This window comes from Williamsia sp., from assembly GCF_016462415.1.
In the GTDB taxonomy this organism is placed as follows: Bacteria; Actinomycetota; Actinomycetes; order Mycobacteriales; family Mycobacteriaceae; genus Williamsia_A.
In genome coordinates this window covers 32,060-47,047 of the sequence record NZ_JAEMTF010000005.1, presented here as the reverse complement: position 1 = coordinate 47,047, position 14,988 = coordinate 32,060, and the positions used below count along the sequence as shown (strand labels likewise).

General features: G+C 70.5%; 1 protein-coding gene (running past one end of the window). It reads right to left on the bottom strand.

Features of this window, described 5'->3' with window-relative positions:
- Nucleotide 1: 1 nt before the first annotated feature.
- Nucleotides 2-14,988, bottom strand: partial view of a non-ribosomal peptide synthase/polyketide synthase gene (locus JHC79_RS02295; protein WP_296388270.1) — the 3' portion only. 14,731 nt of this gene lie beyond the right edge of the window; the window shows 14,987 of its 29,718 coding nt (coding positions 14,732-29,718); its start codon lies beyond the right edge, outside the window — the gene reads right to left on this strand; its stop codon occupies nucleotides 2-4.

The window sequence follows — 14,988 nt, the reverse complement described above, 5'->3', positions numbered from 1 at the left end:
GTCAGTGGTCGCGCTCGGCGATGGCCACCAACGCCACCAGCCAGTGCTGGAACAACTCGTCGAGGTCGGAGTACGCGATGGCGTCGTCGAGGTAGGTGACCCAGGCGCGGACCACCGGCCCGTCCGGTCCGACCGTCGACATCGACTGGATGTCGATCTCGGCCTGGGCGGGCATCCGGTTGCCGCGGGCCAGCATCTGCCGGTCGTCGGCGTCGACGAGCTGCGGACCGTTCATGTCCGGGAACCACGGGGTGTCGGCGATGTCGCCGGCGACGTCGGTCCCGGGGATCGAGCCCACGTAGTTGAACACGATCTGCGGCTCGTCGAATCCGGCGAGTCGTGCTCGGCCCTCGTCGTCGAGGTACCGCACCAGGCCGTAGCCGATCCCCCGGTCGGGGTGCGCGGCCATCGCCGATGCGGTCCGCTCGACCACCGCACGCGCCACGTCGGGCCGCGCGGCGAGCTCCGCGATGTCCACATCGGCCAGGTCCACATGCGTCGGGAACATGGTGGTGAACCATCCGACCGCACGGGACAGGTCGGCGCCGTCGACGACGCTCTCCTGTCGACCGTGACCCTCGAGGGTCAGCAGGGCACCGGGGACGTCGAAGCCGCGGTCGGTGCGCCATCCGACGACCGCGGCCGCCAGTCCGGCGACCAACAGATCGGCCATCGTGACCTCGGCGCCGGACGCATCCGGGCCGATCGACGCGGCGAGCCGCTCGGTGATCTCCGTCGGGATGACCACCTCGGTGCGGGCGAGGGTGTCGACCCGGTCGGTGGACAGATCGAGTCGGCGGGTACCCAGGTCCGGGTCCTCGACGTCGAGCATCGTCTCCCAGTGGTCGATCTCGTCGCGACGCTGCGAGGCCTGCGCGAGCAGTCCCCGACTCCAGGCGATCCACGATGTGCCCGCGCCCGGCAGGGTGGGCGCCACGTCCTGTGACACCTGCGGGCCGGCCACGGCGAGATCGGCGACGAGGGTCTGCCAGGAGACCGCGTCGACCACCAGGTGGTGCAGCACCAGGACCAGTCGACCCGTCCCCGTCTCCGGCGTCAGCCAGACGAAGCGGGACATCACGCCGGCATCGGGATCGATCAGGTCGATCGCGTCGGCGAGCGCCGAACGCAGACGCTCGGTGTACGCATCCGAGCCGGGCGCCTCGTGCGCGCCCAACTCGACGCGGCTGATCGAGCCCGTGATGTCCACCGAGCCCGGCTCGGCGATCTCCAGGGTGTGCGCCGCACGGTCGAGCCGCGAACGCAGCACGTCGTGACGGTCGAACACCGCGGTCAACACGGTGGCGATCTGGGCGGGCGTGGCGTCGGCCGGTGTCGTGATGACCATCGGCATGACGAACCGCTTCTGGTCACCGCCGCGTTCGAGCATCTTCTCGATGACCGGGGTCAACGGTGCCGATCCCGCATGGTCGCCGGAGCGGCCGACGGTGGCGTCGCCGGCTCGCGCGGTGGCGGCCAGCGCCGCGATGGTGCGTTGTTCGACGACGTCGCGGGCGGTGAAGTGCAGCCCGGCCGCGCGAGCGCGGGTGACCAACTGCATGGCGCCGATGCTGTCGCCTCCGGCTTCGAAGAACGAGTCGTCGGCACCGACCTGCGCACCCACCAACTCCGCGACGATGGTGCAGAGGATCTTCTCGTTCGGTGTGGCCGGTTCCCGACCCTCGGTGCGCGAGAGCTCCGGGATCGGCAACTCACGCCGCGCGATCTTGCCCGACCGGCTACGCGGGAACTCGTCGAGCACCACGATCAGGTCCGGGATCATGTACGGCGCCAACACGTGTCCGAGGTGCTCGCGGACCGCCGTGGTGTCGACATCGGCTCCACCACGGCCGGTCACGTACCCGATGACGCGAACCCGAGCGTCGGTGGAGTCGGTGATGGCGGCGGCCTGGGCCACCGACTCGTGAGCGGCGAGCGCCGTCTCGATCTCCTCGAGCTCGATCCGCAGCCCGCGGACCTTGACCTGGAAGTCCGATCGTCCGACGTATTCCATCGATCCGTCGGGACGTCGGCGTACGAGGTCACCGGTGCGGTACATCAGCGACCCGGCGGCCCCGAACACGTTGGGGACGAACCGTTCCGCGGTCAGATCGGGTCGGCCGAGGTATCCGCGCGCCAGCTGCGTACCGGACAGGTAGAGCTCGCCGACCGCGCCGGTCACGGCGGGTCGAAGCCACTCGTCGAGGACCCATCCCTGGGTGTTCCAGACCGGCAGTCCGATCGGGACGGCACCGGATCCGTCGCTCTCGCCGGAGGGGTGCACCAGACCCTCGCCGGAGGCGTGCACCACGCCCTCGCCGGAGGCGTCCACCACACCATTGGTCGCGACGTGGGAGGTCGCGTCGACGGTGACCTCGGTGGGTCCGTAGAGGTTGACCACCTGGGTGGCACCGAGCGTGGACACCACGCCGGCCAGTGATCGGGGCAGCGCCTCTCCACCGCTGAAGACCACGCGCAGCGAGGAGACCGACCGGGTCGCGGCGGCCTCGGCGAAGACCGACAGCACCGACGGGACGAACTGGGCCACGGTGACGTCGTGCCGCGCCACGAGATCGACGAGCTCCTCGGGATCGCGGTGCGCCTGCGGCCCCGCGATGACCGTGCGGGCACCGACCAGGGCGGGCGCGAACATCTCCCACACGGAGGCGTCGAAGGTGAACGGCGTCTTGAGCAGGACGACGTCGCGGCCGTCGAAGTCGTATTCGGTGGCCAGCCACCGCAGCTGGTTGACCAGTGCGCGCTGCGTGATCTGGACGCCCTTGGGCCGACCGGTGGATCCGGAGGTGTAGAGCACGTACGCGAGCGACGCGGGCCGTACGGTCCCGCGCAGTTCGGTGGGCCGGAGCGGGCCGGCGTGGATGGTCTGCAGGTCCGCCGAGGTGGGATCGAAACACGACACGTGGCCTGCGATGGAACGGATCCGGGACATGCGGGCGCTGTCGGCGAGGACACACGCCACCTCGGCGTCACCGATGACGGTCGCGATGCGGTCGTCGGGCGCCTCGATGTCCAGCGGCAGGTAGGCGCCGCCGGCCTTGAGGATCCCGTAGACCGCAGCCACCTGCTCCAGCGAACGCGGCATGGCCACCGCGACGACACTGTCGGGACCCACCCCGCGAGCGATCAGGGCACGAGCGCGCCGGTTGGTGATCGCGTCGAACTCCGCGAAGGTCACCTCGCGGTCGCCGTCGGAGTAGGCGATGGCGTCCGGGGTCGCGCCGACCTGTCGGCCGAAGACGTCCATGGTGGTGAGGTCGACGATCTCGTGTGAGGTGTCGTTCCAGGCCAGCAACTGCGACTCGATCTCCACCGGGTCGAGCAGGTCGAGGTCACGGACCGGCGCGGTCGGGGTGGTGGCGAACGCCTCGAGAACACGGCGCAGCCGGTCGGCGAGCATCTCCGCCCGCTCACCCGGGATCACCGCGGGCACGTACTTGAGGTTGAGCACCAGGTCGGGATCGGACTGGGCCAGCACGGTCACCGGGTAGTGCGAGGCGTCGTTGATCTGCACGCCGCTCACCGCCATGCCGTCGATACGCGACTGCGCGTCGAGGGCGGTCCGGTCCACCGGATAGGACTCGAAGACGGTCAGGCTGTCGAACAGCTGAGGCAGCCCCACCGCTCGTTGCACCGCGGGCAGACCCACGTGGTGGGCGTCGAGCAGACCCGCCTGCTCGGACTGGATCCGTTCGAGCAGTCCGACCACCGACTCGCGCTCGTCGAGACGCACCCGTACGGCGATGGTGTTGATGAACAGACCCAGGATCGATTCGACCCCGGCGATCTCGGGCGGGCGTCCGGACACGGTCGCACCGAACACCACGTCGCGGTTGCCCAGCGTGCGTGCGAGGGCCAGACCCCACGCCGCCTGCACCAGCGTGTTCATCGTCAGGCCGCGATCGCGCGACAGCTCGGCGAGTCCGGCCCGGACGTGCGGCTCGAGCTCGACACCCATCTCGACCGGCACGATGTCGGCCGCGTCCACGGTCGCACCCGGGGCCCGCTCGACGAGCAGGGTCGGCGAGTCGAGACCGTCGAGGGCGTGCCGCCATGCCGCCAGTGCCGCGTCCTGATCGCGGCGGGCCAGCCACTCGAGGAAGTCGCGGTAGCTGCGTCGCCGCGGCAGATGGGTGTCGTCGCCGTGGGTCGCGTAGAGGACGAAGAGCTGTTCGATGAGCAACGGGCCCGACCATCCGTCGAGCAGGATGTGGTGGTTGGTCACCGACATCCGGTACCGCTCCGGAGCCTCCTTGATGACCAGGAACCGCATCAGCGGCGGCGCCGACATGTCGAACTTGTCGCTGCGGTGGGCGCGTAGCAGTCGGTCGACCTCCGTCGCCTGGTCGGGGTCACCGCTGCAGTCACGGACCTCCCACGGCACCTCGACGTGCTCGGCGATGACGGCGATGGCCGTGCCGTCGGCGGCGTGGGTGAACCCGGACCGCAGGATCTCGTTGCGGGCCAGCAGGGTCCGGGCCGCGGCGTGCATCCGGTCGAGGTCGACCGGTCCGCTGAGTTCGAGGACGAGCTGCGCGGTGTAGATGTCGACGCCGCGGTCGGCGAGCTCGGCGTGGAACAGCATGCCGGTCTGCAGCGGCGACAGCGACCACAGGTCGGCCACACCACCGGCGCGCTGCTCGAGCGCGGTGATCTCGTCCTGGTCGACTCCGACGAGCGGTACGTCCGAGGGGGTCAGGCCGCCGGCCGCACCGCTGCGGATGTGTGCGGCGAGGGCGGTGGCCGCGTCGACCCACAGCTGCGCGAGCTCGGTGACCGCCGCACGGTCCAGTACCCCCGAGGCGTAGGCGAACGACGCCGACAGTTCGGGACCGGAGTCGGTGTCGGTGGTGATCGCGTTCACCGAGAGCACCTGCGGCACGACCATCTCGGGATCCATGGCGCCGCCGAGTTCGCCGCCGTCGCGCGCGGGCTGCCAGCCGTACTGCGCCTGCGAATCATCGGCGTCGACGCCCGCCGTCACGCGACCGAGGTAGTTGAATCCGATCTGCGGATCCTCGAAATCGGCCAGGGTCGCCGCGGTGTCGGGGTCGGCGTGGCGGAGCAGCCCGTAGCCGATGCCGTTGTCGGGCACAGCGAGCAGCGCTTCCTTGACGGCCTTGACCGCAGCGCCCGCCGCGACACCGCCCGCGAAGGCGTCGTCGTCATCGGCGGTGTCGATGTCGAGCCGGACGGGGTACATGGAGGTGAACCAGCCGACGGTGCGCGACAGGTCCGCGCCGTTGACGGCGGTCTCCTCGCGCCCGTGGCTCTCCAGGTCGACGAGCACCGACCCCGACTCCATCCCGCGACGCAGACGCCAGCGTCGGACGGCCAGCGCCAACGCCGCCAGCAGTGCGTCGTTGACGCCGCCGCGGTACGTCGTCGGGACACCGGTGAGCATCGCCTCGCTCACGTGGGTCGGCATGGTCACCGACACCCTCTCCAGGGTCGCGGCGACGTCGACGGTCGGATCGACGCGTCGCGAGCCCAGCGTCGGATCCGTCGCCGAGAGCACACGGGTCCAGTGGTCGAGCTCGCCGACGCGGTCACCCGCTGTCGCGACGAGGGCGTGGGACCACGCGCGCAACGAGGTACCGACCGGGCGCAGCGCCGATTCGTCGGTGGGGTCGGTCGCGTTCGACCAGGCGACGACGAGGTCGGGCAGCAGGATCCGCCAGGACACCCCGTCGACGACGAGGTGGTGGATGAGCACGTAGAGCCGGCCGGTGGTGCCCGCGGGCGCATCGGCGGCCGGGTCGAACCAGACCATCTGCACCATGACGCCCGCGGTCGGGTCCAGGCGCGCGATGGCGGCGTCGGCGGCCTGCTGCACCAGCGAGACGAACTCGTCGGTGCCCGGCGTCGCGGAGAACTCGACCCGGGTCAGCACCGAGGCGGGATCGGTCGTGCCCGGCGCCGCGACCTCGAGGTGTGCGGGTCCCTCGGCGGGGGTCACCAGAGTGGCGCGCAGCGCGTCGTGGGTGTCCGTCAGCGTGGCCACCGCGGCGAGCAACCGGTCGTGTCCGGGGTCGGCGGGCAGCGTGAGGAAGTTGGCCTGCGAGAACGTGCGGTACTGCCCGCGTGTGTCGACGAGCCACCTCATGATCGGCGTCAACGGGACCGTACCGACTCCTCCACCGGGCAGTTCGTCGAGCACGGCGATCTCGGCGTCGGCCTCCAGACGCGCCACCTCGGCGAGTTCGGCCACCGTCCGACGGTCGAACACGTCGCGCGGGGTGAACACGACGCCGGCGGCGCGGGCCCGGGAGACGAGCTGGATGGACACGATGCTGTCGCCGCCGAGCGCGAAGAAGGAGTCGTCGACACCGACACGGTCGGCGCCGAGGGTCTCGGCGAACAAGGTGGCGAGGATCTGCTCCATCGGCGATGCAGGCGCGCGGTAGCCGTCGGCGTCGGAGCCGAAGGTCGGCGCGGGCAGCGCTCGGCGATCCACCTTGCCCGCCGGGGTCAGCGGGACGCTGTCGAGCACGCTGATCGACGACGGCACCATGTGGCCGGGGAGCAGGGAGCCGAGGTGTCCGGTCAGGTCGCTGACCCGGATGGTGCGGCCCGGCCGGGCCAGGACGTAGGACGCGAGGATGGTCTGCCCGGTGACCGGGTGCGGGACACCCATGGTGAGCGCGAAGTCCACCTCCGGGTGGTCGGACAGGGCCGCGTCGATCTCCCCGAGCTCGATGCGGAAGCCGCGGACCTTGACCTGGAAGTCGGTGCGACCACCGAACTCGAGCTGCCACCGGCCGGCCGGGTCGCGGGTCCAGCGCACGAGGTCACCCGTGCGGTACATGCGTGCGCCGGGTTCACCGAACGGATCGGCGACGAACCGGGTCGCGGTGAGCGCGCTGCGGTTGAGGTATCCGCGGCCGATGGCCGGACCGGACAGGTACAGCTCACCGGCGACACCCGGCGGTACCGGGCGTAGGCGGGCGTCGGCGACCAGAGCGCGCACCCCGACGATCGGGGCACCGATGGTGACCGGCCGATCAGGATCCATCGGGGCCGACGAGGTGGCCCAGATCGTCGACTCCGACGGGCCGTAGAGGTTGAACATCGACCGGCCCGCGACCCAGCGGCGGACCAGTTCGGGCGGGCAGGCGTCGCCGCCCACACAGATCACGACGAGGTCGTCGAGACCGGCCTCCGGCACCGTCATCAGTGCGGCCGGCGTCACGAAGGCGACGCTCACACGCTGGACCGCCAGCAGTCGGGCCAGCTCCTCGCCTCCGAACACCGACGTGGGGGCGACGATCTGTGTCGAGGCGGCCGCCACGGCGATGATCATCTCGAAGACCGACGCGTCGAAACTGGGTGAGGCGAAGTGCAATACGCGCGACCGGGGCGTCAGAGCGAACAGTTCGACGGCCTCGGCGGCCACCCCGGACAGACCACGGTGCGGCACGGCGACACCCTTGGGTTTCCCGGTCGAACCGGAGGTGAAGATGACGTACGCGAGGTCGTCGAGGTCGGGCGCGACGGTCGGGAGAGCCGCGGTCGGAGCCGACGGCACCTGCTGCGGGTCGTCGATCGCGAGCCACCGCACACCGCCGGGCAGCTGCGCGACGGTCACCCCGAGCGCGAGTCCGGTCGACACCTGCGAGTCGGCGACCATGTGGGCGATGCGGTCGGCCGGGTAGTTCGGGTCGATGGGCAGCACCGCGGCGCCGGACTTGACGATGCCCCAGAATGCGACGACCGATTCCACCGATCGCCCGATGGCCAGCGCGACCGGCGCGCCCACCCGGGCACCGTTGGCGCGCAGCGCTTCTGCGACGGCGTCGGCCCGGGTGTCGAGTTCGGCGTAGGTCAGCTCGATGTCGCCGCAGATCACCGCGGTACCCGTCGGATTGCTCGCGACGGCGTCGCCGAAGATCTCCGCGAACGTGCGCGGTGTGGCCGCATCGGCACCCCGCACGGGGGCCAACTCGGCGCGTTCGTCCGCGCTCAGCAGATCGATGTCGCCGACCACGACCTCCGGGTCAGCAGCGATCGCCCGCATGATCGACGTCAGTCGACCGGCGAAGGCGGCGACGGTGGAGGCGTCGAACAGCGCGGTGGCGTAGGTGAACATGGCGGTCATCGCGTCGCCGTCAGCCGAATCCACCAGCGTCAGCTGCAGATCGAATTTCGTGGTCGCCGTGGATGATTCGAGTCCCGACACCCGCAGGCCGGGCAGTTCGAGCTCGGCGGCCTCGGTGTTCTGGAACGCCAGCACGACCTGGAACAGCGGCGAGTAGGACGTCGAGCGTTCGGGGGCGAGATGTTCCACCAGCCGCTCGAACGGGATCTCGGTGTGGGTGAAGGCGGCGATGTCGGTGTCCCGCGCCTGCGCGAGCAGGTCACTGAACGACCCGTCGAGGTCGACGCGGGTCCGCAGCACCAGGGTGTTGACGAACATGCCGATGATATCGTCGATCTCGGCGGCACCGCGTCCGGCGATGGCCGTGCCGATCGCGATGTCGTCGGTGGTGCTCGACCGTGCGAGCAGCACCGCGAGGGCCGCGTGGAACACCATGAACATGGTCGCGCCGTGGGCGTTGGCGACCCGCTGCAGGGCGGCACGCAACTCGGCGTCGACGGCGAACTCGTGGCTCGCGCCTGCCATCGACTGCACCGGCGGACGCGGGCGGTCCAGCGGCAGGTCGATGACCTCGGGCAGGTCGGCGAGTGTGCTCGTCCAATAGGCCAGTTGCTCTCCGGCCAGCGAGTCCGGGTCGGACTCCTCACCCAGCACCTCTCGCTGCCACAGCGCGTAATCGGCGTACTGGATCGGCAGCGGCGTCCATGACGGCTCCTCCCCCGCCGTGCGCGCGGTGTAGGCCACCATGACGTCGCGGGCCAGGGGCGCGATCGACGATCCGTCGCCACTGATGTGGTGGACCACCACGACCAGCACGTGTTCGGTCGGCGCCTGCTCCACCAGGGCGATACGGACCGGTACCCGCGCGGCGACGTCGAAGCCGCCGAGCACGAGTTCGGCCAGGACGCGGTGCAGCTCGTCGGTGTCGGCGACACGCCGATGATCCAGCGCGGTCCCCGACGCCAGCGGGTCGTCGGCGGCGACGATGACCTGATGCGGTCCCCGCTGACCGTGTGACTCGTCGTCGGGGTAGTGGGTGCGTAGGACCTCGTGGCGATCGACCACGTCGGCGACGGCGGCGGTGAGCGCGTCGACGTCGAGGTCCCCGGACAGGCGGATGACCGCGGGGATGTTGTAGGCGGGCGAGGTGGTGTCGAACTGGTTGATGAACCACATCCGGGTCTGCGCGGGCGACAGCGGCAGTCGCGGCGGACGGCTCCCGGCCACGAGCGGCGGTCGGGCCCGTCGGGGATCGGAGCGTTCGGCGATCGCGGCCAGCCCGGCGACCGTCGGCGCGCTGAACAGGTCGCGCACGGCCAGGTCGGTGTCGAGTGCGGCGTTGATCCGGGCGATGACCCGGGTGGCGCTCAGCGAGTTCCCGCCGAGCAGGAAGAAGCTGTCGTGCACCCCGACCCGTACGGCACCGACCATGTCGGCGAAGACCGCGGCGACGATCTCCTCGATCGGGCTGCGCGGGGCCTGGTAGCCGTCGGTGCCGCCGAACACCGGCTCGGGCAGCGCCTTTCGATCCAGCTTGCCGTTGATGCTCAACGGCAGTGCGTCGATCACCATGACCTGTGCGGGCACCATGTAGCCCGGCAGCTCCTCGGCGGCGGTGTCGAGAACGGCGCGTTGGTCGATGTCGACCCCGGCCGCGGGCACGAGGTAGGCCACGAGCTGTTCGCCGGCGCGGTCGTCACGGTGGACCGAGACGACGGCGGCGTCGACCTGCTCCGACGTGGCGAGCACGCGCTCGATCTCCTCGAGCTCGATCCGGAAGCCGCGCACCTTGACCTGGAAGTCGCTGCGGCCCATGTACGCCAGCGCCGGGATGTCGGACCCGAGTCGGGTCCACCGAGCGAGATCGCCGGTTCGATACATGCGCGTTCCCGGCGCGCCGAACGGATTGGCCACGAAGCGTTCCGACGTCAGGTCATGACGTCCGAGGTATCCGCGGGCGAGCTGCGCGCCGGCCAGGTACAGCTCACCGGTCACACCGTCGGGCACCGGGTGCAGACGGGTGTCGAGGACGAAGACCTGACTGTTCCACTCCGGGCGGCCGATCGGCACGACCGAACCGATCTGCGCAGGCACCGGCTGGTGGGTGACGCTGACCGCGGCCTCGGTGGGCCCGTACAGGTTGTGCATCGCCGTACCCACGCCGGGACGCGACACCGCGGTCACGGTGCGGAAGCGCTGCACGACATCGGGCGTCAGCGCCTCACCGATGCACAGCACCTGCCGCAGCGTCGACAGCTGTTCGGGCCGGGCGTCGGCGAGGAAGGCGGCCAGCAGAGACGGCACGAAGGTCATCGTGGTCACGCCCGCCGACTCGATCAGACCGGCGAGGTACTGCGGATCGCGGTGGCCGTCGGCGTCGGCGATGACGAGTCGGGCACCGGCGGTCGTCGCCCACCAGAACTCCCACACCGACAGGTCGAACGTCGCCTGCGTGCGCAGCAGCACCGAGTCCTCGCTGCCGAGGCGGTATTCGACCTGGATCCAGTTGAGCTGGTTGACGATCGCTGAGTTCGGGACCGCGACGCCCTTCGGCCGTCCGGTCGAGCCGGACGTGTAGATCACGTAGGCGGTGTGGTCGGCGCGCAGCGGGGCGAGTCGCTCGGCGTCGCCGACCGGTCCACCGTCGCGATCGGACAGCTCGACCGTGCGCAGGTCGATGACGGCGACGTCGTCCGGCACCGTCTGCGGCGTGCCACCCGACGTGAGAACCACTGCCGGACGGGCACTGTCGATGATGTACGCGGTGCGGTCGGCCGGGTGGTCGGGGTCGATCGGCAGGTAGGCACCGCCGGCGACGGCGACGGCGTACATGGCCACGACGAGGTCGGCCGACCGTGCCATCGCGAGACCGACGACGACCTCCGGGCCGACGCCACGCTCGATCAGCACCCTCGCGAGTCGGTTGACCCGACCGGCGAGGTCGGCGTAGCTGACGGTCTCGGTACCTGCGATCAGAGCCGTTGCGTCCATCCGACTCTCGAAGGACGACGACAGCAGACCGGCGAGCGTTCCCGGCGTCAACACCACCGAGGTGTTGTTGCGTCCGACGATCAGCTCCGAGAGCTGCTCCGGTCGCAGGATCGACAGGTCTCCCACCGGCACGGCGGGCTGCGCGATGACCGCGTCGATCAGGGCGAGCAGGTTCTCGGAGAACGTGCGCGCGGTGCTCGCGTCGAAGAGGTCGTCGGCGTAGGTGAACACCGCGTCGACGCCCGACGGCGCGCCCGTCTCGTCGTGGTGGTCGGCGAGGATGAGGTGCAGGTCGAACTGGGCGACACCCTCGGGCAGCTCGACCGGATCGATGCGCAGGCCGGCCAGCTCGAGTCCGGCACGGTCGATGTTCTGGAAGGACAGTCCCACCTGGAAGATCGGGTGCCGTGCCGTCGACCGCGACGGGTTGAGCACCTCGACGAGGCGCTCGAACGGCACGTCGGCGTGGGACAACGCGTCGGCGTCGGCGTCACGGACGCGGTCGAGCAGCCCGGTGAAGTCGTCGGCGTCGTCGATCGTGGTGCGCAGCGCGAGGGTGTTGACGAACATGCCGACGAGGCCGTCGAGCTCGGCCTCACTGCGCCCGGCTACCGGTGCGCCGACCACGATGTCGTCGGATCCGCTCAGGCGGGCCAGGAGCAGCGCGAAGGCGGCGTGGAAGGCCATGAACGCGCTGGCCCCGCGCGCGGAGGCGAGATCGGCCAGACCGCGATGCCGATCGGCGTCGATGGTGAACGCGAACTGGCTGCCGCGCAGGGACTGCACCGGCGGGCGTGGGTGATCGGCGGGCAGCTCGAGCTGATCGGGGATGTCGGCCAACGCGGTACGCCAGAAGTCGATCTGCTCGGCGAGCATGCTGGTCGGGTCGTTCTCGTCACCCAACAGCTCGCGCTGCCAGATGGCGAAGTCGGCGTACTGCACAGGCAGCGGACGGAACGCCGGGGTCGTCTCACCGGCGGCGCGGGCCGCGTAGGCGATGGCCAGGTCACCGACGAACGGCGCCATGGACTGGCCGTCGGCCACCACGTGGTGGACGACCATCGCCAGCAGATGGTGGTCGGGGCCGAGTCGCATCAGACGGATGCGCAGCGGCACCGCCGCGGTCACGTCGAAGCCGGCCACGACGAACTCCCGCAGCAGCTCCGGGGCGGTCTGCGGCGTCGCATCGACGATCTCGATCTCCGGGGTCGCCTGTTCGGCGGGAAGGATGACCTGGATCGGACCGTGCGGGGAGTCGGGATAGACCGTCCGCAACGACTCGTGCCGCTCGACGACGTCGGCGACCGCAAGACGAAGTGCGGACGGGTCGAGATCGCCGGTCAGGGTGACCGCGGCCGGGATGTTGTAGGCGGGCGAGTCCGGGTCGAACCGGTTGAGGAACCACATCCGGGTCTGTGCCAGCGACAGCGGGATCCGGTCCGGGCGGGTGCGGGCGACCAGCGGAGGCCGGGGCTTGCTCGTGGCGCCCGTGACGGAGAGCCGTTCGGCCAGTTCGGCCACGGTGGGTGCGGCGAACAGTTCCCGGACGCCGATCTTGCGTTCCAGGCGGGTGCCGATCCGTCCGACGACCCTCGTGGCGTTGAGGGAGTTGCCGCCGAGGTCGAAGAAGCTGTCGTCGATCCCGACCTGGTCGACACCGATCACATCGGCGAAGACCTCGGCGATCATCGTCTCCAACGACGAACGCGGGGCTCGGAACTCGCGGTCGACAACCGCGAACACGGGCTCGGGCAGCGCCTTTCGATCGAGCTTGCCGATCGGGGTCAGCGGGATGTCGTCGAGCACGGTGATCACCGACGGGACCATGTGCCCCGGGAGCTGCTCGCCGAGGGCGGAGGCCAACGCGGCCGTGTCGATCTCGCGACCCGGTGCGGCGAGCACGTAGGAGACCAGCGCGGTGTCACCCCCGGGGCCTGCCACGCCGAGCGTGACAGCGAAATCGACCTCGGTGCGCGCGGCGAGCGCACGGTCGATCTCGCCGAGTTCCACCCGGAAACCGCGCACCTTCACCTGGAAGTCGCTGCGGCCCAGGTACTCCAACGAATCGGCGGGCACGCGTGGGTCGATGGAGTAACGCGCGAGGTCACCGGTCCGGTACATCCGCGCACCGGGCGGGCCGAACGGGTCGGCGACGAACCGCTCGGCGGTGACGCCCGGTCGGGCGTGATATCCGCGGGCGAGTCCGGGGCCGGCCAGGTACAGCTCACCGGCGACTCCGCGGGGCACCAGGCGCAGCCGGGCGTCGAGGATCCTGGTGGTGACACCCCGCAGCGGCGAGCCGATGCTGATGCGGTCACCGGAGTCAAGCGCGGGCGTGATGGTGACGATGACGGTCGCCTCGGTGGGGCCATAGGCGTTGCGCAGTCGACCCGACCACCGCGCGGCGAGCTCGGGCGGACAGATGTCGCCGCCGACGACCACGGACACGACGGTGTCGAGTCCGTCGGGATCGACCGTCATCAACGCGGTCGGTGTCATGACGACGTTCGTCACCCGCTCGGCGGCGATGAGCTCGGCGAGCTCCTCGCCACCGAAGACGTCCTGCGGCGCGACGACCATCGTCGCACCCGAGGTGAAGCAGGCCAGCAGTTCGCCGACGGAGGTGTCGAAACTGGGCGACGCCACGTGCAGGAAGCGCGAGTCCGCCGACACGTCGTAGTGCTCCCGCAGGTCGAGCGCCAGCGTGGCCAGACCGCGGTGGGTGACCGTGACGGCCTTGGGTTTTCCGGTGGACCCGGAGGTGTAGATCAGGTAGGCGAGACCGTCGATGTGCAGCGGGCGCAGCCGATCGGCGTCGGTGATGGGCGCATCCGAGCCGTCACCGTCGAGAACCGCCGTTCCGGTGAGGTCGAGCCACTCGACGGCGTCGGGGAGGTCGTCGGCGTCACCGGCGGCATAGACGCCGAGGACGGCGCCCGAGTCGGTGAGCATCTCGGTGATGCGCTCGCGGGGGTACTCGGGGTTGATCGGGAGGTAGGCGGCGCCGGTCTTGGCGATCGCCCAGGTACCGATGACCGACTCCGCTGACCGCCGCGCTCCCAGTGCGACAACGGTTTCCGGGCCCGCACCGGCGGCGATCAGGCGCCGCGCGACAGCGTTGGTGATGCGGTCGAGTTCGGTGTAGGTCAGCACCGTGTCGCGGTACGACAGAGCGTCGCCGTCCGGGTTGAGGCGGACCCCGGCGGTGAGGAGGTCGGGCAGGGCGACCGGCGCGATACCCGCGCCGCCGCGCACGGATGCGAGATCGGCGCGCTCGCGTCCGCCCAGCACGTCGATGTCGCTCAGGCGCACGGACGCATCGGTCGCCACCGCGTCGAGGATCCGGACGAACCGATCGGCCAGGGTGGCGATCGACCCCTCGCCGAACAGGTCCGAGGCATAGGTGAACGAGGCGACGAGATCCGAACCCGGGTCACGGTTCTCACCGATGGACAGCTGCAGGTCGAACTTGGCGACGGCGAAGTCGGGACGCTCGGCGGTCACGGTCAAGCCGGGCAGGACGAGCTCGGGCGACTCGTTGTTGTCGAACGACAGTGCCACCTGGAACAACGGGTGGTGCGCGGTCGAGCGGGCCACGTCGAGCACCTCGACCAGGCGCTCGAACGGGATGTCGGCGTTGGCCATCGCGTCGATGTCGGTCGTGCGCACCGTGCCCAGCAGGTCGACGAACCGCGCGTTCGGTTCGACCTCGGTACGCAGCACCACGGTGTTGACGAACATGCCGATCAGGTCGTCGAGTGCTTCCTCACCACGCCCTGCGATCGGTGTCCCGATCGCGACATCGCCGGAGCCGCTGAGTCGTTCGATCAGAACCGCGAGCGCGGCGTGCACGACCATGAACATGCTGACGTCATGCGCCC